Source organism: Microcoleus sp. AT8-B5 (genome assembly GCF_036705565.1).
GTDB lineage: Bacteria > Cyanobacteriota > Cyanobacteriia > Cyanobacteriales > Microcoleaceae > Microcoleus.
On record NZ_JAUBUY010000042.1, the window covers coordinates 1 to 23,008 of the forward strand.

Here is a 23,008-nt window from a genome sequence, read left to right on the forward strand (position 1 = left end):
TTAAGAATTGTTTTATAAAAAACAAATCATGCACAAATATGATTTTCTGTCAACTTAATTTAGATGCGTTTACCCTGATCATACACCCAAGTTCTATTTGCGATCGTAAAGTTTGTGTAACCTTTTTTGGATAGCAATCCCCGCCTCAACCAGAAACATCCGCTACACGCTCGTTTCCCACGCAATGACAGGTAAAAAATGCGTAATTCCTAAAATAGTTAGAATTTACACTTGCTTTTTTTCTAATTTCTGATAATATGAACACCAAGGTGAAATTTGGATTAAAGCCTAAAGCCCAAACAAATATCACTAAAGCTTCTTCACAAAATACTTCAATACTTCCATGCTTCCTTAAAACAGGGGCAAATTTCGCCTTGAAACTTTCCGTTTCCAGAAAGACTTAGGGCGGCTCGAAAATCTCAAAAACCCAGCGGAGAAAACATACAAACACAATTGGGCGATCGATTCTAAACAACTCAATAAAAACACCCACTTTAAGTTAAAACTCTTGTCCCCCCCTTCTTAAGGGGGGCTAGGGGGGATCGAGTTTCGGCCTAAAATGCGTAATTCCTAAATTAGTGAAAACTCTTGTCCCCCCCTTAAGAAGGGGGCTAGGGGGGATCGAGTTTCGGCCTAAAACCCACTGTCTCTCTGCTTGATCCGAAAGTCTAGATCCCCCTAAATCCCCCTTAAGAAGGGGAGTAGGGGTTGACTTTGAGTTGATTCTCTTGTCCCCCCCTTATTAAGGGGGGCTAGGGGGGATCAGAATCTCCGCCTAAAAACGAGTAACTCCTATTCAATTAAATCGAAACTTTGTCAGCCAAAGTGACAATCTACCATGCAACTCAAATCAGCGGTGCAATGGATACCTCATCCCGACGGTCATTGGATACTTCGCAATCCCGAAGACATTACCTGTATTCAAGTTGACGACTTTGACAAACAGGTAATTGTGCAATTAAGTCAACAACCACTAACTAATATTCTCGCTGAATACGACCTGGATTTAGAAGATGTGCAAAATCTCTTGAAAGACTTAGCACAAGCAGGAATGCTAGAAGGAACCAAGCCGCCGAAAGCTAAAATCAACCTGCTATCCTTCACAATTCCCCTAGTCAATCCCGATGTTTGGCTGTCGCGGCACATCGACAAATTCCGCTGGATTTGGACGTGGGAATTTGGCTTTTTTCTGTGCGCTTTCATCGCTTCCTCTGTAGCTGTGTGGTTGGCTTCCTCTGCCGAAGTCGCAGCCTCACATCAGCAGTTGTGGATAGCGGGAAAAAATGAGAATATTTTCAAATTTGTATTGCTGACAATGCTGGTAATAGCTTTGCACGAACTCGGCCACGCTTTCACGCTAAAACACTACGGCGGTATTGTTAAAGAAATTGGATTATTGTTTATGTGTTTCATCCCTGGATGTTACACAGATACAACCGACCAATACAGTTTAGTCCGGCGGAAACAGCGGGTTTTAGTAGTAGCCGCCGGAGTATTAATCCAAGTAACAATTTGGGCATTGGCTGTTTGGATGTGGCTGTTTTCTCAGTCAAATCCGGTTTGGCATCAAATTAGTTATTTGTTGATGGTGGCGGCCTTGCTGACAGTTGCAATTAATTTGAATCCGTTGAATAGATTTGACGGTTATTATTTATTAGTTGCTGGAACTGGCATTAACAATCTGCGACAAAGGTCGTTTGATTTTTATGGGGATTTGTTGCGGAGGGAGGAGATTGAGGAAGCAGCAGAAACGCAATGGGTTTTGGCAGCTTACGCGCCTTTGAGTATACTTTATACTGTTTGGGTTTTGAGTTATTTAGCATCCTTGCTGGGTAATTTGGTTTTGCGGGTTTGGAGTTTTTAACCGCAGATTAATTACAGGCGGGACGCCCGTGCCACGATTAACCTAACGGGCGAGACGCCCGTGCCACAAAATGCAACTTTATTATTGTAGGAGTTTATCGAAATGAATGTTTTTCAAAAGTGGGGAATTGTTAGCGGAAGTTTGAGTTTTGCAGTTGTCAGTCAATGTTTTTCTGCACAAGCGGCAACTCTTACTCAAACTTACACTGTGAATTTGGGTTCGCAGCCGTTAAATAGCAGCACGAATGTAGTTTTGCCCAAGTTTAATTCGCTGTTAGGAACGCTATTAAGGGCTTATGTTACGGTTAAGTCTACTGTTAATAATAGTGTGAGCATTACTCCTTTGACGGGAGATTTTATGGGGACGGCGGCGAGTAATGCAAGTATTGCTGTGAATATTCCGCTGTTGAAAGTTGACCCTAATTTGACTTTGAGTGTGTTAGCAAGTCCGCCGGAAACGAAGATTGCTAGTGGCGGTACGGGAAGTGTTAGCGGTTCGGCTTCTGGTACTGTGTCGAAGAGTTATGATTTGCCGCAGTTTTTAAGTGCTTTAACTGGCTGCGATGGTGATACTTTTACGGCTGGCGTGGCGACAACTGGTTTGACTCAAATTCTGGGGAGTCCGGCTAGAGGTAGTTTTGGGGGTAAGGTTGTGGCTAACACTACAGTTAGTGCAATTTATGAGTATGAACCTGTACCGGAACCGATGACTGCTGTTGGTACGTTTGTGGCTGCGGGAATGGGTTTGTGGTGCAAGAGAATGGCGGCAAAAAAGGTGTAATACTAATTAGGAGATTAACTGGTTCCTAGGCTCTGCCTGGGAACCGATATCCAGAGGCTCTGCCTCGTCGATTGGGGAGAAAAAGAGGAGGCAGAGCCTCCGGGAATGCGTCCCCAGGCAGAGCCTGGGAACGAGCAACTTAAAACTTGCTTAAAGCGATCGATAAACGCGATAGTTAATTTCAGGGAAAATATTATCAATCTCCTCAACCTTCTCCAACCAACCCGAATCAACTTTCCCTTCTTTCACTTCATCGTAAAGCTTGTGAAAGCGCATTAAGTGCGATCGAGTCCGGCGCACCGCATAGGGAACCATCGTCCCTGTACGCATGATAAACGCCCAGTCAGAAGATTGAGCTAGCAGCACTTCCCGCGCCGCCTGGTTCAAAGCGCGCCACTGCAACTCATCTGCAGGTTCCATGCTTCCCAACTCAATCATCCGTTCCGCAGCTTTGTGCAAGTGCGGGTAAATCCAAGCATTGGTATCGTTGAGCCAATATTCGTGGAAACCCCGGAAACCCCAGCTAGACTGAGACGGGCGGCACACTTGCTGAGTCGGATTTCCCCGCAAATAATCGGCTAAGTGCGTCATCTCGTAGGTATTTTGGTCGTACCAACTCTTGCGGAACAGGTAATCTAAGAACCAAGGCCCTTCGTACCACCAGTGACCGAAAAGTTCGGCGTCGTAAGGCGAAACAATAATCGGCGGACGCTGCATAATGCCGTTGAGGTGTTCGACTTGGCGTTCGCGGTTAAAAGCAAAATTGCTGGCGTGTTCCGCTGCTTTTTCCCTTGCCCAGTAAGGATCGTACAACTGTTTATCGCCTAAACCCAATCCGCGACCGGTGATTTTGTGATATTTAATCCCGGTATTTTTCCGCTGGCCGTTGGGCATGATGTAGGGCTTAATGTAATCGTAGTCAGCTTCCCAGCCCAAATCTTTGTAGAATTCGCGGTATTCGGCGGCGCCGGGATAGCCGACTTCGGAAGACCAAACCTGCTGCGAGGATTCGTGATCCCGGCCGAAGGCTGCGACTCCGCATTCGGTGAAAATTGGGGCGTAGCTGCCGTAGCGGGGACGCGGGCGGGCGTAGAGGATGCCGTGACCGTCTGTGAGAAAGTAGCGGAGGCCTGCGTCGGCTAACATCCGCTCTAAGCCTTCATAGTAGGCGCATTCGGGCAGCCAAATGCCTTTTGGTCGGCGGCCGAAGTTTGCTTCGTAGTTGTCGCAAGCTACTTGAATTTGTGCCCAAACTGCTTCGGGGTACATTTTCATCAACGGTAGGTAGCCGTGGGTGGCACCGCAGGTGATGATTTCGAGGTTGTTGGTATCTTGGTGTTCTTTGAAGGCTTTGACTAAATCTCGATCGTACTTTTCCCAAAAGTTGCGGACTTGAGAGAAATGGGTGGCGTAATGTTCTGCCAAATAGCGGAGGTGGCCGTTTCCGCTGTTGTGTTCGATTTCGAGATCGGCTAATTCTTCGAGTTTGGCCAAGTGGTCGTCGAAGCGGTCTTGCAGCAAGGGGTCGCGCAGCATTGCCACCAAGGGCGGTGTCATGCTCATGGTAATTTTAAAGTCGATGCCGTCGCGCTTGAGGCCTTCAAAGACTTGCAGCAGGGGAATATAGGTTTCCGCGATCGCCTCAAACAGCCATTCTTCTTCTAAAACGTAGTCGCTTTCGGGGTGGCGAACAAAGGGCAAGTGGGCGTGGAGAACGAGGGCGAGGTAGCCAATAGTCATAATGATTTGGATGCCGTAGTTATTAACTGACGCCTGTTAGGGACAGCTTTAAAATATTTTAAGATTTTATGCTGAAACGGGACTCACAAAATGCCGTGTTTTTTTAATGACCTTTCTCTAACAAACTAAATGTCAGCAAATTCTGATTTTCTGCTTGCTGTCGGATTAAGGCTGCTGCTGTTTGAGAGTCTACTGCCTTTGAGAAAAAGAATCCCTGGGCGTACTCACATTTTAACCCTTTTAGTATAGATAGTTGCGATGCTTCTTCGACTCCTTCGGCTACTACATCCATGCCTAAATTGTGGGACAAAGTAACGATCGACCGCACAATTTCTGTGGGGTCAATCCCTCCTTTACTGAAATCGAACTCACCTCCCATCCTGCTAACAAAAGAGCGGTCTATTTTTAAGGTATTGGTGGGGAAGCGGTGCAGGTAGGAGAGCGAGGAATAGCCGGTGCCGAAGTCGTCAATGCACAAGTCTATGTTTCGGGTTCTGAGCTGCACCAGCATTGCTGTTACTGATTCAGAATTTTCTATAAGTACGCTTTCGGTAATTTCTAGTTTTAAACTGCTGCCGTCGAGGTGAGTTTCTGCGAGGACTCGATCGATGTATTCGATTAAATCTGGCTGAGAAAACTGTTTGACAGAAATGTTGACGCTAACGCTCAACGGGGGGTGGCTGGGAAATAGCTGCTGCCACTGGCGGATTTGGTGGCAAGCTGTGCGAAGTACCCAGCGGCCCAGGGGTACGATCAAGCCGGTTTCTTCGGCGATGGTGATGAATTCGCCGGGGGAAACTAAGCCTCGTTCTGGATGCTGCCAGCGCACTAGGGCCTCAAAACTGGTAATTGTGTTAGTGGCGATCGACACGATCGGCTGGTAGTGAATAATAAACTGGGGCGCTGCGGATAAGGGAGGTAAGGCTGATTCGGGGGATGGGGGAAAGTCTTCTTCTGTGGCGGGTTCTTTAATTGATTCGATCGCCCGCCGCAGGTCGTTTTCGAGCTGCAACAGTCGCAAAGCGTGGGCGTGCATGGAACTGTTGAAAACTTCGTGTCGGGCTCTGCCAAGTTCTTTGGCGCGGTACATTGCTGTGTCGGCGTCGCGCAGCAGGGTTGTCGGTTCCAGGTATTCGCCAGAGCTCAAAGCTATGCCGATGCTGGCGGTGATAAATACTTCGTGTCCGTCTAGAAGGAGAGGGGAGGTGATTTTCTTTTGCAGTCGGTTGACAATGCTGCTAGCTTCATTGATGCCCTCGATGTCTTCTAGCAACAGCACAAACTCGTCTCCTCCGATGCGGGCTACTGTATCTCCGGGCCTCAGACAAGCTTCCAGACGCCGCGCGATCGATACTAGCAATTGATCGCCGATGGCGTGGCCGAGGGAATCGTTGACTACTTTAAATCTATCTAAATCGAGAAACAGCACGGCAAACGAGTAGTCTTTGCGCCGTTTTGCCAGCCTCAGAGCGTGTTCGAGCCGATCGGTAAATAGCGATCTGTTGGGCAATCCGGTGAGGGCGTCGTGAAAAGCATCGTGCAGCAGTTGTTCTTCGGCGAGTTTGCGCTGAGTGATGTCGTGACAGTTAATCACGATTCCCTCGACTGCGGGATCGTAGAGCAAGTTGGTGGCTACAGCTTCTACATAACACCAGGAACCGTTGCGGTGGCGGACTCGGTACTCAACTGGGCACTGGCTTCTTTTGGGGTTTTCAATGGCTTTGTGGAGGGTTTCGGCGATCGTAGCGCTGTCGTCGGGGTGAACTATTTCTAAGGCGCTGCGGCCGATCGCCTGGTGGGGCGCGTACCCTAAAATTCGCTTAACCGAAGGGCTGATGTAGCGGAAGATTCCTGCGGCGTCGAGAATGATCGTGATGTCTGTGGCGTTTTCAATCAGCGAGCGAAATCGCTGTTCGCTTTGGCGCAGGGCTGATTCTGCTTGTTTGCGATCGCTGATGTCGAGGGCTACTCCGTCTATAATTACGTCGCCGTTTTCGTTTTTGGAAAATTTAGCGCTGTCTTGCACCCACTTTACCTCCCCCGATCTCAGAACGATGCGGTACTGGCGATCGCACGGCAAAAGACTCGCTCTCGATGCTGCTACGCGGCTGTCAGACGAGCTTTTGTCCTCTGGATGGATGATTTCGGTCAAGAGTTCCGGGCGCGAAATCACTTCTTCGGCCCCGAACCCAGTAACTTCGCGCACGCCCGGACTGATGTAGGGCAGGGAGATTGTGCCATCTGGATGCAGCACAGTGCGGTAGACTGAGCCGGGAATGTTGGCTGCCATTGTGGCTAGCTGCTGCTGGATGCCACAGACTGCTGCTTCGGCGCGCTTGCGTTCTGCCAGTTCGGTTTGGGCTTGTTGGTAGAGTTCGGCTTGGTGGATCGCGATCGCGCACTGATCGGATATGGCTTTGACTAGCGATAGTTCTTCTGTAGTCCAACAGCGGGCCCGATCGCACTGGTAGAGGCAAATTCCTCCCAAAAATGATTGCTGGTATAGCAGCGGTGCGATCGCGATCGAGTGAAACCCTAAAAATTGGGCTGATGCTTGCAGTTCCGGGCTCAGAGTCGATAACTCGGCGAGGGCGATCGTTTCTCCGCGGGCGAGGGAGAAGCGATAGTGTTGGGCAAAGTCGCAATTTAGACCGATCGCCCGTTCTCTGTCGGCTGCCTTTAAGCTCATGTAGCGAATCCCGATCTTGCCCTCAGCATCTGGCTGCAATATCGCGCAGCCGCTGATTTCGAGAGCTTCGTGCAGTTGATCTGCGGTGGTTTGCAGCACTTCGTCGAGTACAAGGGTGAAGCGCATGGCTTGAACGATGCGGTTGACTATCGCTTCTCGCTGAGCTTGCCGCTGAATTTGGGCGATCGCTTCTTGTTGCTGGCGCCGCATTTTGTATTCTTGGAGCGATCGTTCTAAGACTGTTGGCAACCTAAACAGCCGCCCTTTTAATACGTAATCGGTCATTCCAGCTTTGAGGCACTCAACTGCCGCTTCTTCTCCCAAACTTCCCGTTACTAAAATTAAGGGTATGTCTTGCCCTAATTCCTGCATTAATTTCAATACTTCTAAACCGTTGAAGCCGGGGAGGCGGTAATCTGAGAGTACAGCATCGTACTGGCAATTTTCGAGCAGTTTTCTGCACTCTGTTGCTGTTTCGGCAGTGTCGCACTTAAAATTTACACCCCCCGATTCTAAGGCGAGCACTATTAATTCCATATCTTCTGCCATGTCTTCGATAATCAACAAGTTTAATGTTGATTCCGCTACCATTTTTAGTAGATAGTTGGTTTCATTTATATCTAACATAAGGTATTGGGGATGTTTTCAATTGGTTATTTGTGTTTTTGCTAGTAATTTTTTAGACTTAGTTTTGTTATTAATTTTATCTCGATATTTTTAGCAAAATTAATTATATACTCTACTCGCAAGACCTTTATTTAGCACCTGCAGTCGAGGGCTGACGAACCGATTGGGGAGCACCCCAATTTTTAAAAGAGCATTTTTTAGGAGTACGAGCATCTTGCACAGCCCCGCCTATATCTTTCGCTTCCATCCCTAACAGTGAACACTCCTGTCACACCAAAATTCGGATGCTCTCACCGATCGTGACTTATTTAAGTCTATAAGAGTTTTAAATTTTTCATTTAAAACTCTTATAGACTTAACTTATGAATCTATATTACCGTTTGAGATTGTTTGCCCTAGTTTAAAGTAAAAGGTGGCTCCTTGACTAGGTAGGCTTTCGGCCCAAACCGTACCGCCGTGGCGGTGAATAATCCGCTGGACGATCGCCAAACCGATGCCCGTACCTTCAAATTCTCTCTGGGAGTGCAGCCTCTGAAAGGCTCCAAACAGGCGATCGGCATATTCCATCGGAAAACCCACCCCGTTATCCTTGACAAAAATCGTCCCATCGGGTAAACCCTCAATAACTATTGTAGCCGGATTGCGTCCGCGGCTGAACTTGACGGCGTTGCTAATCAAGTTGCTGAACACCTGTTGCAGCAAGGTTGAATCTCCCATTACTGTCGGCAAATTTCCGACGGCAAATTCAACGCTGTGGGGAGTTTGGGCCGGATCTGCGACTGTTGGTGGTTTAGTCAATTTAATCGCATTTTGTACCAAACGGCTCAGATCGATCGGAATTTGCCTCAACTCGGTGCGAGTCACCCGCGACAGGGCGAGCAAACCGTCAATCAACAGGCTCATTTTTTGGCTGCTGTCTTCAATTACTTCCATATAGTGAACTATTTTGCGATCGCTCAAAGCCTCAGTTAATTCTAGCCGCTGTTTCAACGCTTCTACAAAACCTGAAATGTGTCGCAAAGGTGCGCGCAAGTCGTGGGAAACTGAGTAAGAAAAAGATTCTAATTCTTGATTGGCAGCTTCTAATTGCTCTGTGCGTTCTGACAAAGCTTGTTTTGTCTCTACCAACTCAGTGATATCGCGAGAAGTGCCAATTAAAGCATAAACCTCGCCGTCGAGATTTCTGAGGGGAATTTTAAAAGTATCGTAGTAACTGGTCTCGCCAGCAATTACAAATTTATCCTGCAAGTGCAGAGTTTCCCCTGTTTCAAATACCTGCGAATTTTCCCTAGAGAATTTGGCGGCTATTTCGGGGGAGAAACATTCAAAAATAGTTTTGCCCTGCATCTCTTTTCTGCTATTTAATCCAGCAGTTTTGGCAACAGATTGGTTGACAAAAGACAGTCGCATATTATCGCTATCTACCACAAAAATGTGGTCGGGCAAAGCATCAAAAAAAATTTCTAATTCTGCAGTACGTTGCGCGACTTGAGCTTCTAAAGTTTCGTTAAGTTCTTTGAGCTCTAATTCTACTCGTTTGCGTTCGGTGATATCTTGACCAATGCCGATACAACTGCCGTCTGAAAGACGAACATTTGCCCAAGAAGTGTCGATAATTCGCCCGTCTTTAACTTTTGTTTTGAAGTCGCTCCACTTCTCATTTGCTGCTTTTATTTCATCCAAAACATATTGACGGTATTCTGGCTGCGGATAAAATTCTGCCAAGATATCACGGTTTTTGATTTCTGCCAAACTCCAGCCTAGCACTTGTTCCCAGTGGCGGTTCACCCAGTTTATTTGACCATTTTTGTCTAATAATGCGAGCATAATCGGCACGTTGTCGAAGATTGTTTGCAGCAGTTCTTTTTGCTGTTTTAATGATTCTTCGGCTTGTTTGCGATCGCTGATGTCGAGTACGGAACCGATAATTTGCCTCATTTGTCCGTCTGGCGTTCTTTTGAAAACTTTAGAGCGAGCGTGCACCCAGCGCCATTCCCCATTTTTGTGTTTGATTCTGTAGTCTCTGTCATCGGTTTCATAGGGATTCCTACTGTGTTTTAGTCGCTCCATACCTGTAATTAGCTTTAACAGATCGTCGGGATGAACTAAGTTGGCTACAGCGTCTGTCCCCAAATCTTGCAATTCTTGGGGAGTGTATCCCAGCATAGCTGTGACAGATTCATTTGCATAAATATTTTGGTTTTTTACTGCATCGTAAATGTAGAGAAAATTAGGTATAGTTGTAACAATACTCTCTAAAAGTTGCTGATGTTTTTGCAGTTCCAATTCTGCCTGCTTGCGCTCGCTCAAGTCCAGCACAAAACTGACGCCTAATTGCTTCGTTCCTTCTAAAAATGTGCTGCCCAGCAGCACCGGAACGCGGCTACCATCGGAGCATATAAATTCTTTTTCAAAGGGAACAACCGTATTTCTAGCCTTCAGTTCGGCAACTTTTTCTGTATCTAAACCCACGTATTCAGGTGGTGTCATTTCTTGCCAGTTAACTTTTCCGGCAAGCAGCTCGTCCCGCGTATAATTTACCGTGTTTAAAAAAGCCGCGTTCGCATCTGTAATGTGGCCGTCAAGATCCCAAAAAATTAAGCCGATAATATTAGAATCTACTATGGCTTTAAATTTGGATTCGCTTTGTCGCAACTGATCTTCGACTTGTTTGAGTTCTGTGATGTCGCGGGAGATGGATAAAACTGTTTCTACTGAATTGTCTTCAGCAAACTCGGGAATGACTCGACAGTGGTAATATTTTATGCCTTCGGAAGTGGGCAAGTCAAATTCTATGGTTTCTTGTTTGCCGCTACCAAAAACTTTCATAAAAGCCTCATCCCACAGGCTGCACAGGTGCGGTGGCATTCCTGATTCTTGGTTGGTTTTGCCAATCAATTTTTCGGCGTGTTTTCCAATTGTTGATTCTACTGCTGGGTTGATGTAAAGGAGGCAGAGTTTGCGATCGAACCGGGCGATAATATCGGTCGCATTTTCGGCGATGGCGCTGAAAGCTTGTTCGCGCCTATGCAGTTCTTCTTGAGCGCGGTGGAAATCGGTTATGTCTCTGGCAAAAGAGAGAATTGAAACTACTCTTCCCGATTCATCGATTAGTGCGGAATTGTACCATTCACAGTAAATTACTGAGCCATCTTTTGTATAGTTGCGGTTGCGGCAAATGTTGCGGGGTTCTCTGCTGTGTAATAGTTGATTTGTGACGGCACACACTTCCTCGAAGTCTTCTTGATGAACTATTGACCATTCGTGCCAGTATTTGCCGATTACTTCTGCTGCACTCCAGCCAAATATTTTTTCTGCCATTGGCGACCACTGCACTACCCGAAATTCTTTGTCCCACTCTACAACGGCCATTGGTGAGTTTTCTAGGTGAAATTCCCGCCGCGAGTTGGCTTTTTTTATTTGAGTTTGAAGTTGCTGCCGGAGTTGCTTCGCCCTGGCGAAGCGATCGCTAATTTCCTGTGTGTTTGCTGAGCCAGTGTTGGCAATGTGAGCAATGGTTTCTGCTGTTTGTTTTTCGAGTTCGTTCCAAGCGAGTTCGAGGGCTAATTCCGCCTGCTCTAGCTCAGTGATGCTGTTCTGAAACAGTCTGGCACTTTTAACTGGAATTTCACGCATAGTTTTGACACTTAGGCAAGTGTTACTTTGAGAATTCAAAATTAAAGCTTAAAAATTAAAAATATGTAATTTCCTGTTAAATTATACATTTTTAATTTTTAGTCTGTGCGTGGAGCTGATCGTTGGAGGCGGGCGGCGTTATTAAATACAGCCAGTCAAAGGATTTGGGGTGCAGATCGATCGGCAATTGTAGTCGATCGATCTAAAACTCTCCTGGGTAAGGGAATGGTGCGGGCAGGAGCTGGCGCTAAGTATATTTTTGCACAGAGTTGTTGTTTGGGGGCGATCCAAAGGCTCTCGGCGTGGCTGCAGCCTTGGGTCGATCGCCAATCTGTAGCAGGGCGTTGCGTATGCAGAGCCCCATTTGTCTCAACTAAACACGCTTGCTCAAAGTCCGTCAGGGGTTTAAACCTGCCGAAATCAGGGTTTGACACGCTTGTTGACACCAATGAAACCGCCCCTACCTACAAATACTCTCCCATCAGTTTGGTCAATAAAAAGCTAAAATAAAATCTAAAGTTATTCAGTCTTTTAAATTGCTTATGACTGCTGCTGCACCCTCTTCGATAAAAAACCGAACTCAGTACGAAGCCATTATCGGCCTCGAAACTCATTGTCAATTAAGTACGAATACTAAAATTTTCTCCAGTTCTTCTACAGAATTTGGCAATGCCCCAAATACTAACATTGACCCAATTTGTATGGGAATGCCGGGAGTTTTGCCCGTATTAAATCAAAAAGTGCTGGAGTATGCGGTGAAAGCAGGGCTGGCTCTCAACTGCGAAATCGCACCTTACAGTAAGTTTGACCGCAAGCAATATTTCTATCCCGATTTGCCGAAAAATTATCAAATTTCTCAGTTCGATTTGCCGATCGCTACTAACGGCTGGCTAGAAATTGAACTGGTGGATGAGACGGGAAATTCTACTAGAAAAAAAATCGGGATCACTCGCTTGCACATGGAGGAAGATGCCGGAAAATTGGTTCACGGCGGCAGCGATCGGCTCAGCGGTTCAACTTATTCAATGGTGGATTACAACCGCGCCGGTGTGCCTCTAATCGAAATTGTTTCGGAACCGGATTTGCGATCGGGCGCGGAAGCTGCCGAATACGGTCAAGAATTGCGCCGGATCGTGCGCTACATCGGTGTTGGCGACGGGAATATGCAGGAAGGTTCACTCCGGTGCGACGTGAATATTTCGGTGCGCCCCGTGGGCAGAAAAGAGTTCGGCACGAAGGTGGAAATTAAAAATATGAACTCTTTTAATGCGATCGAACGGGCGATCGATTATGAGATCGAGCGACAAATTCAAGCGGTGGAAAATGGCGAAACCATCATCCAAGAAACCAGGCTGTGGGATGAAAACAAGCAGTGTACTTTCAGTATGCGGGTTAAGGAAGGTGCGAGCGATTATCGGTATTTCCCGGAACCGGATTTGCCTCCGATCAAAGTTTCGACTGAGCAATTGCAGGATTGGCAAGCTCAACTGCCAGAATTGCCGGCAATGAAGCGCCATCGCTACGAAACTGAGCTCGGTCTTTCTCCCTACGACGCGCGGGTGCTGACTGACGACAAAGCGGTGGCGGAGTATTTTGAAAAATCGATCGCCGCCGGTGCTGTGGCTAAACAAGCTGCCAATTGGGTGATGGGCGATATTACTGCTTATCTGAAAAATGAAAAACTGGCGATCGCAGAAATTCCTTTCCAACCGCAGGATTTAGCTGAACTGCTGGGGCTAATTGAGGCCGGTACGATCAGTGGCAAAATCGCTAAGGATATTTTGCCGGAGTTGCTGGCAAATGGTGGTTCGCCTCAAAAGTTTGTTGAAAGCAAGGGTTTGATTCAAATTTCGGATACTGGGGCGATCGATCGAGCGATCGATGCGGTGTTAGCCGCCAATCCCAAGGAGCTCGAACAGTACCGAGGCGGTAAAACTAAGCTGCTGGGCTTTTTTGTCGGCAAGGTGATGAAGGAAACGGGCGGCCGGGCCGATCCCAAACTGACCAATGAGCTGCTGGCGGCGAAGCTTAACGCCCCAGGTTAAGCATTCGTTAAGGGGATCGTGTAGCGGATACAGCGGCGGGCGATCGGTTTTTCCTGACCTCGCCCTTCTGGCGGGATCGTAACTTTATAATTAATCTACATTTCTTTACAACATCTTCACGTTTGGGGGTGACACCCCTCATCCCGATAGTGTTATATTGTGTTATGTAGATGCACCCTGATGGCAGAGGGAGTTACTTAGGTAGCTCTCTCTTTTTTTTTTGTCTTTTTTTTGTACGGACGTGAAAGTACGGATGGGGGAGAGGGGGATGGGCCATACTGAAATCTTGCACCATTCTCAATCAGCTTTTTATGAACAGGCTTTCCGGCCTGTTCCACAAAGAGTGAATTTTCTCGTGGAACAGGCATCTTGCCTGTTAAGCGAGAATGGTGCAATATCTCAGTTAATATCAGCTTTAGTTATTAACTAATTTGGACAGTATGAGCGAACAAGCTAGCGAGCTAATCAAGCAGGGGATTTCGCAATATCAGGCGCGTCAATTTGAGGCGGCGCTGGATTCTTGGCAGAAAGCGCTGGCGCTGTATCGCTCAATGGACGATAAGCGCCGATCGGGTGCGGCGCTGGGTAATATGGGTGTAGCTTACGAAGCGCTCTTGAATTATGCTCAGGCGATCGACTGCTACCAGCAACATTTGATGTTAGCGCGGGAAATTGGCGATCGCCGGGGCGAGGCAAATGCTTTGGGAAATTTGGGCAATGCTTGCTGTGCTCTTGAGGATTTTTCTGGTGCTATTGATTACCAGCAGCAGCGTTTGGCGATCGCGCGGGATACTGGCGACGGGCGCTCTGAATTGGAAACTTTGGGCAATTTGGCGCTAGCTTACGATGCTAAGGGAGATTTGCTTGGTGCGATCGAATGCTATCACCAGCAGTTGTCGATCGCGCGCACCAGCAAGGACGATCGCATTGAGCGCAATGCTCTCAAGTATTTGAAGCTCGGCTACAAGTATTTAGCAGATTATGACAAGGCTAACCAGTACCGACAGGAGCAATTGGCGATCGTCCGCGAACTGTTTTTAACTGATAAAAATAAGAGTTTTGTACAACTTGCAGAAACAGTTGGTTTGAATCCGATTGAGGATTTTGCTGGGGCTAATTTAAGCGGTTTTGACTTGCACTACGCTGATTTTAACGGTGCAGATTTGCGCGAAACCAACCTCCGAGGCGCAGACTTGACTTTGGCCGATCTCAGCGGTGCTTTGCTGAGCGCTGCTATTTTAATTGATGCTAATTTGTGCAATGCTAATTTGCGGGATGCTGAACTCAGCAGCGCCAATTTGAGCGGTGCTGATTTGCGGACAAAGCTGCCCAGGGCGAATTTGAGCGGTGCAAATTTAACCAACGCCAATTTGAGCAGTGCTTATTTACCGAATGCGATTTTAGTAAATGCAAATTTGACAAATACTGATTTCAAGAATGCTGATTTAAGTGGTGTTAATTTGAGTGGTGCGAATTTAAAAGGTGCTGATTTGAGCCGCGCTGATTTGAAAAATACTGTAGTTAAAAATGCGAAGTTTTTGGGTTGTGTCGGAATTGCGGAAGCCCTGAAGGTTGAATTGATGGCACGGGGCGGGATTTTTGAGTAGAATGGGAAATGTTGGTAATTGTAGAGGGTAAGAAAAGCTATGACTGCCGTAACTGCAAAACGATTCTCGATCGCCGAATATCACCGTTTGGGAGAACTGGGATTTTTCGCCCCCGATGACCGAGTTGAATTGATTCGCGGAGAAATTATCATCAAGGCGACTAAAAGTACGTTTCACTCTGTTTGTAATTCGCTATTGCTTAAAAAATTGTACCCACTGCTGGAAGAACGAGCGATCGTGCGCGGTCAAGAGCCGATTATTTTGTCGGCTGATAGCGAACCAGAGCCTGATGTTGTTATTGCTCGCAATCGTTCTGATAATTATTTATCTTCTCACCCGGAGCCTGCTGATATTTTGCTGGTAATTGAGGTTTCCGATTCTACTTTGAAATACGACAGGAGAACCAAGTTATCTCTCTATGCTGAATCGGAAATTTCTGATTATTGGATATTTAATTTGGTAGATATTCAACTGGAAATGCACAGCGAACCTTATCAAAAACAAAGAGGTGGTTTCGATTATCGAGTCAAACGAGTGGTTTTGCCGAATGAGGTTGTGGTAATTCCAGGTTTCCCAGATTTGTCTCTCGATTTATCTGCGGTATTTCCCGCGCAGAGTGGTGACTAAATATTCTGGCTCGATAGCACATATTTTAACTCAGTAATTAAAGAGCGATCGAGCTTTTTTCGATGATATAATCTAAAAGTGCAAATGAATGATATTATGTCCGGTCGATTACCCCTAATAGGGTAGGGGCGGGTTCACGAAAAATATCTGCCAATAATTGACAATCTCAAAAACCCGCCCTTTTAATCGCTATCATCCAAAACAATTTGGTTTCTGACCCCCGATTTATTCGCGGGAGAAATCTAAAATCTAAAATCTAAAATCTAAAATCAGATGACTGCTCAAACTCTCTCCCCGCCGGAACAAATTGTCCACCTATCGGGTATCAGTTGGCAAACCTACGAAACTTTGCTTGCCGAAATCGGCGATCGGCAAATTCGACTGACATATAGTCGTGGCAATTTGAAAATTATGGTACCCTCCCCAGAACACGAACGCTTCAAAACAATAATGGGTCGATTTGTTGAAACCTTAGCGGAAGAATTAGAGGTGAGAATTGAACCCCTTGGTTCCACAACTTTCAAGCGTCCTGAACTTAGCGGTGCAGAACCGGATGAATGTTTTTACATCCAGAATATTAGTGCAGTTAAAGGCAAAAAAAGAATTGACCTGAGTCAAGATCCGCCGCCGGATTTAGTGGTGGAAATTGATATTACCAGCCGTTCGGAAAATACCTTGCAGGTTTATAGGGATCTGGGAGTGCCGGAAGTTTGGATTTATAATGGATCTCGACTCAGAATCAACAGATTAGAAAATGGAGAATACGTTGAGGGCGAACTCAGTTTAGCATTTCCCAGCGTGGCTGTTTTAGAGATTGTCAGATTTTTGGAACAAGCAGAAACAATGGACTATTTGGAATTAGTAAAAGCATTTCGGAATTGGGTAAAAAGTCAAATTCAGCAAAACCAATGAAGGGCGGAGGAAATTAAACAAAATTTACAATTTTATCCACGAAAAAAAGCTGTGTTGTGATAAAATAGAGATGATAAACTAATTTAAATATCAATTACAGGCTGGTAGTGCCAGCAATTCTACCCGATATGCGATCGCTAGAGTCTCACAACAAATACCCAGATTGCTTGTGGATGCAATTTGAAGCAATTCCAGTTCCATCGGTTGCACCCCAAACCCAGCAGCTCGACATTCACTTGAGCCTGAATTTTAACGAGCATTGGGAACCCCTGCTAGGTGGTCGCGTCAAATTTGGTCTGCAAGGCGGGACGCTCAAACTCTATCTAGAAAACTGCGAAATACCCGTAGCCTCACGTCAGTTAGTCGGTTCTTTCAAGCTTTTGCCAATAGAAGAAACCCTGCCAATTCCAAGCAGTACAGAAAATTTAGTAACCGAAAGTCAGCGGGAAGTTCAGGGCGGCGAGGATTTGGAAAAAATTAAGGAGACAGAGAGCATATTTTGTCACGTTTCCACAATCAGCGATGATACAACCCCAGCTTGGATTTTTGCAGTGGAACAGGGCAAATCAGTATTAAAAGGTTTGCTAAAAAGCGCTAAGCTGGGAGAAATTACTGCCAAAGAATTTCGGATGGCAGCGGCTTTTGAAGTTGCTAAAGAAGATATTAATCTCACAGATGCGGAGGGTTTGTGGCCGCACGAGATCACGCCAAATCAACATTCGGTTTTAGAAAGAATCCTGACTATATACCTGCAAGCAAATAAACTCCAACCTGCCCTCAGTTGGGCGCTATTGTCCTACAATTTGCCTCCGGTTGAACCGCGCGAAGGGGAAATTGTGCCGGAAGCTGAATCCCAATTGCAGGAAATGGTCGATCGCATTATTTCCGCTGAAACCGACAACTTTGTAGAGTTGGCAAAAATCGCCAATCTCAATCCAGCACTTGATTTCGCGGGTAGCAGCTTGCGCGGAACTACTTTAAGTGCAGTGGATTTTAGCAGCGCAAATCTCGATCGGGCAAATTTCCGGGGTGCAACCTTAAACGATGCCGATTTCAGCGACGCCAACCTGCAAAATGCCAAATTCGGCGGTGCAGATTTGAGTGGGGCTTTCTTAGGAAATGCTGATTTAAGCGGTGCAGATTTGCACAAAGCAAGTCTAGCTTTAGCTAACCTCAGCGGTGCTAATTTGAGCGGCGCAAATCTGCTGGAAGTGAACTTAACAAATACTAATTTCAGTGGTGCGAATGTCGAGTCAGCCAGATTCGGGAACAATTCAGGAATCGATGAGGAGATACAGGTGAATCTACAGCAGCGAGGCGCGATTTTTGAAGAGGTTTAGCCCGCAAGTGCGAGAGCTCTTTTATTATATTCATCCGCCTCCATCGTGGCACGGGCGTCACGCCTGTGCGATGGAATTTCACCTTTAAACTATCGATTGAAGCAGCAACTCTATGAATTTAGAGTTAAAGTCTTAAAAATCCTGCGTCTGCCATACCGGGGAGTGTCAATCATCCCATCCCAAAATCTCTGCCACTTTTCCCGGCAGGGTGGTGACTTCAAATGGTTTGCGAATTACCCCAGCAACGCCCATTTTGGCAAATTCAGCCATATCGCTTGACATCACTCTTGCTGTCAGCAGAATCACTGGAATCGATCGAGTAATCGGATCGGATTGGAGGATCTGGTACACAGCAAACCCATCCATTCCGGGCATTGATATATCCAGCAAAATAGCATTAGGTCGTTCAGTTTGTAGGATTTGTAAACATTCTTCTCCTGATTCTGCCACCAGCGTGTTCCATCCCCCGATGTCTTCCAGGCACAACTGTATCAGTTCGCGGAGGTGTTCTTGGTCGTCAACGATGAGAATTTGCTTCCCTTTCATCTTGTTTTCGGGCAGGAGACTGCCATCATAATTAGCTAATTGCAAAGTGTTCATTTTATTTGGGTTGATTAAAAATCAATCTTTCGGTTGCCAATTGGGTGTCAAATACCCATCTTTAAGCAATCGCTCAAAGATGTGTATTTGAGAGTTGAATCCGAACTTCGGATTGCTCAACTCTCAACTCTTTAGCAATCTGAAGTATTAAACCATCCTGGTCTATTTCAGCCGCATAGATTTCAGGATGTAGGCGGTGGGGCAACGGAATGAGACTTTGAAATCCACTAGGAAGGAAATAACCTTCTACTACAGCCGATTCGGTAGGTTGACCTTGGATTAAAACAGTTTCTGGAGTGATTTGGAGATTCAATTTGACAAGATGAATGTCAGAGATGTGAACTTTAACGATAAGTGTCGCATCCTTTTCTTGAACTTTAATGCCTGCGATCGGTGTTTCCTCTGTATGAGCAATCCCAAGCGTGGATTGCTGACAAGCAGTGGGCAAACCGGAAAATGAATCTGCGAGATCCTGATTTATATCATTCAAAACCTGAAAAGCATTCATCGAGTCTCCTCCTAATGCAAAGAACTGTTAGCTGAATAACAGGAGACTAAATAGCAACGGTAAGGAATTGGTAAAGATTCCGTTCTTGTTACAAAAATTTACAAAACTGGTAAAATTTATTCATTCCATCCCAAAATCTCTGCTACTTCTTCCGTCAAAGTGATGGGTTGGATGGGTTTGGCAATTACCCCAGCTACCGCCATTTGGGCAAATTTAGCCCGATCGCTGGGCAAAACTTTCGCTGTCAGCAGAATCACTGGAATCGATCGAGTAATCGGATCGGATTGGAGGATCTCGTACACAGCAAACCCATCCATTCCCGGCATAGATACATCCAGCAAAATAGCATTGGGTTGTTCTGTTTGCAGTATTTGTAAACATTCCTCTCCCGATCGTGCCCCCACTGTTTTCCATCCGCCTAAATCTTCTAAGCAGGCTTGCACAAGTTCCCGAAGGTGTTCTTCATCGTCAACAACTAGAATTTGTCTGTGTGTCATCGGATTTGGGATTGCAGATTTTGGATTTGGGATTGACGGTACAGATGAATCTAAGCGTTATTCAACTGTGGCTAAGGGTAGGGTGAAGCAAAATGTGCTGCCTTCACCTAAGATACTTTCGGCCCAGATTTTGCCACCATGCCGCTCCACTATACTGCGACAGATTGCTAAACCTAAACCTGTGCCTCCTTTTTCACGGGAGTCGGAGGCATCGACTTGCTGAAATCGCCCAAAAATGAGTTCTAGTTTATCTGCAGGAATGCCTCGCCCGCGATCGCTAACTTGGAAAAGCACAAAGTCTGTCTGGTTTTCGGCACTCAGATGAATTGTGGAATCGGCAGGTGAGAATTTAATCGCATTACTGAGCAAATTTGTTAAGGTTTGGACGATCGCATCTCCTGTTGCCCAGACTTCTGCATCCGTGGGGGTAACGATTAATGATATCTGCTGTTGAGTAGCGATCGCCTGAGTGCTATCTACCGCTTGCTGCATCAAATCGGCAGCTTTGCAAACGGTTTTTTCCACAATTGCCCGCCCGGAGTCTAGGCGCTCCAAATCTAAAATATCATTAACCAGGTTCACTAAACGATTGGTATCGAGGAGGGCGATTTCAATCATGCGTCTAGATTTTTCCGGCTTTTTATCATAAACCCCACTTTTTATTAGTCCCAAGGACATTTGAATTCCTGTCAAAGGAGTGCGAAGTTCATGGCTGACAATGCCAATAAACTCATTTTTAATGTGTTCGAGCTTTTGTCGTTCGGTAATATCTTCCCCAATGCTGATAGTTCCAATGATGTTTCCCTCTGAATCTTGCAGCATGGTATTGTTCCAAGCAATGAACCGTTCTTCACCAGATTTTGTCAAGATAAAATTTTGATAATAAGGATGAAATTTATGGCCTAAAACTTCCGAAAAAACAATTTTAACTGATTCTTGAAGAGAACCGGGTAAGAAGTTTTCAAACCAATTTTTTCCGATAACTTCTAGGTTAGTATATCCCGTAATTTTTAAGAAGAAAGGATTGACATAATTGACATTTGCCTCTATATCAAGTCCGACAACAATCAACTGCACGTTATCCAAGAGCGATCGCCAGCGTCGTTCGGCTTCTCGGATCGTGGCTTCGGCTTGCTGACGTTCTTGCAGTTCGACCTGAAGTTGTCGGTAGAGTTTGGATTGCTGAATGGCGATCGACAATTGGCTGGCAATCTGTTCAAGTAATTCTATTTCCCACGATTGCCATTGACGAGGTGCCGTATTTTGGTAAATAGCTAACAAACCCCAGAGATTTTCTCTCAAAAATATCGGAAAAACTGCATAACTTTTTGCTTGCAATTGTTCCACTAGCTCGATATGACATGGTTGAATTTCAGCGCAGTAAATATTATTAACCACAAAACTTTCATTATTTCGGAATCGACCGCCGTGAGTTTCTTGCAGATAGGTATCTGCACAATTTTTTTGAAGATCGCTTCCTATCAGTTGTACCCAATCCTCACCAACTGACTCCACAACAAAATCACCACTCCAATCAGGATTAAAGCGGTAAATGGCAGTGCGATCGGTTTGTAATGTCTGCCTGATTTCAGTAACAGCAGTATTTAGAACCGCATTCAGATCCAAAGATTGGCGAATCCCTTGAGTAATCCTCCAGAGCAAATTTTCCTTTCGGGATTTCTGTAGTAAGGCTGCTTCCGCCTCTTGTCGAACTTCTTCCAGGTGCTTCGCTACTGTGATATCTTGATGAACGGCCACCAGAACATCGCCATAGTCGGAATGATTGAATGCAGAGCAAGTTGCACTACACCAAAATGGAGTCCCATCTTTCTTGACATTCTGGACTTCATAACTAAATTCACCCCTTTGTAAAACAGCAGATCGAATGGCTTGATTTACCTCTTCAGGGCTGACCGATTCGGTGGCATAGTTGAGAATCGAAACGTGGTGACCGTTGAGTTCGCCAGAGTCATAGCCAAACATCTGCTCAAATTTAGGATTGGCATAGACAATAACTGCATTATCTGCTCTTACTAAACAAATGCCTTCCGCCATGTTGCGGGTAATGACAGCCTGAAGCTCCAGCATTTGTTCGGCTTGTTTAAGTTTAGTCAGATCGCGCAGAATAACGATTATCCCGACAATATTTTCGCCTGTATCACGTAAAGGTGTATAAGTAACGCTCAAAAATTGCCTGACTAAATTGGGAGAAGTAAACCAGTTTTCATACTGAATTGTTTCGCCATCCAAACATCTGTCTAACCGAGGTTTTATCATATTATCGAACACATCTGCATCCAGGATATTCCTAACATAATTTCCGATAACTTCGCTTTCAGATTTGTTGCACCAAGTCAAATAAGCTTGATTGACTATTTGATAAATATAGTTGCGATCCATCAACACAATCCCATCTGTTGTATTGAAGACGATGCGTTCATATTGGCGGAATGCTTCTTCAGTCCGTTTGCGATCGGTGATATCAAATACGCTAGAACGACTCATCATGAAGTTACCTGCTTCATCATAAATTGCTGTAGCATTTAAGTTGAACCACATGGGTGTTCCGTTTTTCTTCAACATCTGAAACTCTACATTCTCGATCCAGCCTTGTTTTTTAAATAAGGGAAAGTTTTGATGAAAAATATTTTTACTTTCAAGTGTCATTAAATCAACATATTTAGTTTTGTATACAATTTCATCGCTGGTATAGCCTAACCACTTCAGTTCCGTATCATTAATCATAATTATTGTTCCTGCAGCATCTAGGGAATGATAGCCACAGGGAGCATTATTATAGAGGTCTTCAACTTGATTGATATATTGTTGGCAGCTATGGTTGACTTCAGTGAGTTCTGCCGTCCGTTCTATGACTCGTTGTTCGAGTTCAGTATGGAGTTGTTGTAGAGCAATTTCTGCTTGTTGGCGCTCTCTCACTTCCATTTGTACTTGCTCAAATAAATCAGCTTGCTGAATGGCAATTCCAGCTTGAGTTGCTAGCTGTCCCATGAGTTCAATTTCTGATGCTTGCCATTCGCGAGGTGCTGCACAGTGATGGGCAATCAATAATCCCCAAAGTTCTTCTCCCTTAAGGATAGGAATAACCAGGTTAGCTCTAACTTGAAAATTGGCCAGGAAGTCCGGGTGACAAGTATCAATTCCGGCAGTATAAATATCTGATTTAGATGTGAATAAGCCTTGTTTGAAGGATTCGATATAGCTTTCAACCAAGCAAGGCTCCTGTATCTGAGTGGATAAGATTGGTGTCCATTCTGAACCAACTGACTCTACGACCACTTTTGGGCTCCAGTCGGGAGCAAATTGGAAGATAATTACGCGATCGCATTGCAGAATGTTTCTGAGATCCGTTACCGTAGTGTTGAGAATATCTTCTAGTTTGAGGGATTCGGAGGGAGAAAGTGCTGTTTTAGCCAGGATTTGCTGTGGCTGTTCTTGCCCTTTCCCATAATTTTCATCAGTAGGTTCTATCATCGATCTACTTAATTAATTAAATTTTTTAGATTGAGGCAGAAACT

General features: G+C 45.5%; 15 protein-coding genes. 7 read left to right on the forward strand and 8 right to left on the reverse strand.

The window, feature by feature from the left end; translation table 11 throughout:
* Nucleotides 1-838 precede the first annotated feature (838 nt).
* Both QUB39_RS23155 and QUB39_RS23160 read left to right on the forward strand, forming a co-directional pair.
* On the forward strand, nucleotides 839-1,864 hold the full coding sequence (locus tag QUB39_RS23155; protein WP_333207855.1) for a site-2 protease family protein: 1,026 nt from the start codon (nucleotides 839-841) through the stop codon (nucleotides 1,862-1,864).
* A gap of 102 nt (nucleotides 1,865-1,966) precedes the next feature.
* Complete coding sequence (locus QUB39_RS23160; protein WP_333207857.1) at nucleotides 1,967-2,644, forward strand: PEP-CTERM sorting domain-containing protein; 678 nt, start codon at nucleotides 1,967-1,969, stop codon at nucleotides 2,642-2,644.
* A 150-nt stretch (nucleotides 2,645-2,794) separates the two neighbouring features.
* On the opposite strand, the gene QUB39_RS23165 is transcribed toward QUB39_RS23160, so the two are convergent.
* The 4 genes from QUB39_RS23165 to QUB39_RS23180 all read right to left on the reverse strand — a co-directional run bounded on the left by QUB39_RS23165 (nucleotide 2,795) and on the right by QUB39_RS23180 (nucleotide 11,770).
* Nucleotides 2,795-4,384: a glycoside hydrolase family 57 protein gene (locus tag QUB39_RS23165; protein ID WP_333071186.1), complete on the reverse strand. Its 1,590-nt coding sequence runs from the start codon at nucleotides 4,382-4,384 to the stop codon at nucleotides 2,795-2,797.
* A gap of 103 nt (nucleotides 4,385-4,487) precedes the next feature.
* Nucleotides 4,488-7,700: an EAL domain-containing protein gene (locus tag QUB39_RS23170; protein ID WP_333207859.1), complete on the reverse strand. Its 3,213-nt coding sequence runs from the start codon at nucleotides 7,698-7,700 to the stop codon at nucleotides 4,488-4,490.
* Between the two features lie 360 nt (nucleotides 7,701-8,060).
* A complete protein-coding gene (locus QUB39_RS23175) occupies nucleotides 8,061-11,336 on the reverse strand; it encodes a PAS domain S-box protein (RefSeq protein ID WP_333055638.1) in 3,276 nt (1,091 codons plus the stop codon).
* A 155-nt stretch (nucleotides 11,337-11,491) separates the two neighbouring features.
* Nucleotides 11,492-11,770, reverse strand: a complete 279-nt coding sequence (locus QUB39_RS23180) for a hypothetical protein (protein ID WP_333207861.1) — start codon at nucleotides 11,768-11,770, stop codon at nucleotides 11,492-11,494.
* A 108-nt stretch (nucleotides 11,771-11,878) separates the two neighbouring features.
* On the opposite strand from QUB39_RS23180, the gene gatB reads away from it, so the two are divergent.
* The 5 genes from gatB to QUB39_RS23205 all read left to right on the forward strand — a co-directional run bounded on the left by gatB (nucleotide 11,879) and on the right by QUB39_RS23205 (nucleotide 17,867).
* Nucleotides 11,879-13,381, forward strand: coding sequence for an Asp-tRNA(Asn)/Glu-tRNA(Gln) amidotransferase subunit GatB (gene gatB, locus QUB39_RS23185; RefSeq protein WP_333055640.1), 1,503 nt, complete (start codon nucleotides 11,879-11,881; stop codon nucleotides 13,379-13,381).
* A 440-nt stretch (nucleotides 13,382-13,821) separates the two neighbouring features.
* Entirely contained in the window at nucleotides 13,822-14,988 is a 1,167-nt protein-coding gene (locus QUB39_RS23190) for a pentapeptide repeat-containing protein (protein ID WP_333207863.1), read from the forward strand.
* 39 nt (nucleotides 14,989-15,027) lie between these two features.
* Nucleotides 15,028-15,615, forward strand: a complete 588-nt coding sequence (locus QUB39_RS23195) for a Uma2 family endonuclease (protein ID WP_333207864.1) — start codon at nucleotides 15,028-15,030, stop codon at nucleotides 15,613-15,615.
* Between the two features lie 273 nt (nucleotides 15,616-15,888).
* Nucleotides 15,889-16,527 carry a Uma2 family endonuclease gene (locus tag QUB39_RS23200; RefSeq protein ID WP_333207865.1) on the forward strand — a complete coding sequence of 213 codons (639 nt, stop codon included), beginning with the start codon at nucleotides 15,889-15,891 and terminating at the stop codon, nucleotides 16,525-16,527.
* A 107-nt stretch (nucleotides 16,528-16,634) separates the two neighbouring features.
* Nucleotides 16,635-17,867, forward strand: a complete 1,233-nt coding sequence (locus tag QUB39_RS23205; protein ID WP_333207866.1) for a pentapeptide repeat-containing protein — start codon at nucleotides 16,635-16,637, stop codon at nucleotides 17,865-17,867.
* Nucleotides 17,868-18,032: 165 nt separating this feature from the next.
* On the opposite strand, the gene QUB39_RS23210 is transcribed toward QUB39_RS23205, so the two are convergent.
* The 4 genes from QUB39_RS23210 to QUB39_RS23225 all read right to left on the reverse strand — a co-directional run bounded on the left by QUB39_RS23210 (nucleotide 18,033) and on the right by QUB39_RS23225 (nucleotide 22,964).
* Nucleotides 18,033-18,413 carry a response regulator gene (locus QUB39_RS23210; RefSeq protein WP_333208008.1) on the reverse strand — a complete coding sequence of 127 codons (381 nt, stop codon included), beginning with the start codon at nucleotides 18,411-18,413 and terminating at the stop codon, nucleotides 18,033-18,035.
* A gap of 127 nt (nucleotides 18,414-18,540) precedes the next feature.
* Entirely contained in the window at nucleotides 18,541-18,975 is a 435-nt protein-coding gene (locus QUB39_RS23215) for a hypothetical protein (RefSeq protein ID WP_333055645.1), read from the reverse strand.
* A gap of 116 nt (nucleotides 18,976-19,091) precedes the next feature.
* Nucleotides 19,092-19,472: a response regulator gene (locus QUB39_RS23220; RefSeq protein WP_333055646.1), complete on the reverse strand. Its 381-nt coding sequence runs from the start codon at nucleotides 19,470-19,472 to the stop codon at nucleotides 19,092-19,094.
* 57 nt (nucleotides 19,473-19,529) lie between these two features.
* Nucleotides 19,530-22,964: a PAS domain S-box protein gene (locus QUB39_RS23225; protein WP_333055647.1), complete on the reverse strand. Its 3,435-nt coding sequence runs from the start codon at nucleotides 22,962-22,964 to the stop codon at nucleotides 19,530-19,532.
* Nucleotides 22,965-23,008 lie beyond the last annotated feature (44 nt).

Bases quoted from the DNA above. Each gene is read 5' to 3' on its own strand.
- gatB (WP_333055640.1), top strand. From the start codon at position 11,879: ATGACTGCTGCTGCACCCTCTTCGATAAAAAACCGAACTCAGTACGAA.
- QUB39_RS23175 (WP_333055638.1), bottom strand. From the start codon at position 11,336: ATGCGTGAAATTCCAGTTAAAAGTGCCAGACTGTTTCAGAACAGCATC.
- QUB39_RS23220 (WP_333055646.1), bottom strand. From the start codon at position 19,472: ATGACACACAGACAAATTCTAGTTGTTGACGATGAAGAACACCTTCGG.
- QUB39_RS23165 (WP_333071186.1), bottom strand. From the start codon at position 4,384: ATGACTATTGGCTACCTCGCCCTCGTTCTCCACGCCCACTTGCCCTTT.
- QUB39_RS23190 (WP_333207863.1), top strand. From the start codon at position 13,822: ATGAGCGAACAAGCTAGCGAGCTAATCAAGCAGGGGATTTCGCAATAT.
- QUB39_RS23155 (WP_333207855.1), top strand. From the start codon at position 839: ATGCAACTCAAATCAGCGGTGCAATGGATACCTCATCCCGACGGTCAT.
- QUB39_RS23160 (WP_333207857.1), top strand. From the start codon at position 1,967: ATGAATGTTTTTCAAAAGTGGGGAATTGTTAGCGGAAGTTTGAGTTTT.
- QUB39_RS23215 (WP_333055645.1), bottom strand. From the start codon at position 18,975: ATGAATGCTTTTCAGGTTTTGAATGATATAAATCAGGATCTCGCAGAT.
- QUB39_RS23210 (WP_333208008.1), bottom strand. From the start codon at position 18,413: ATGAAAGGGAAGCAAATTCTCATCGTTGACGACCAAGAACACCTCCGC.
- QUB39_RS23225 (WP_333055647.1), bottom strand. From the start codon at position 22,964: ATGATAGAACCTACTGATGAAAATTATGGGAAAGGGCAAGAACAGCCA.
- QUB39_RS23170 (WP_333207859.1), bottom strand. From the start codon at position 7,700: ATGTTAGATATAAATGAAACCAACTATCTACTAAAAATGGTAGCGGAA.
- QUB39_RS23195 (WP_333207864.1), top strand. From the start codon at position 15,028: ATGACTGCCGTAACTGCAAAACGATTCTCGATCGCCGAATATCACCGT.
- QUB39_RS23200 (WP_333207865.1), top strand. From the start codon at position 15,889: ATGACTGCTCAAACTCTCTCCCCGCCGGAACAAATTGTCCACCTATCG.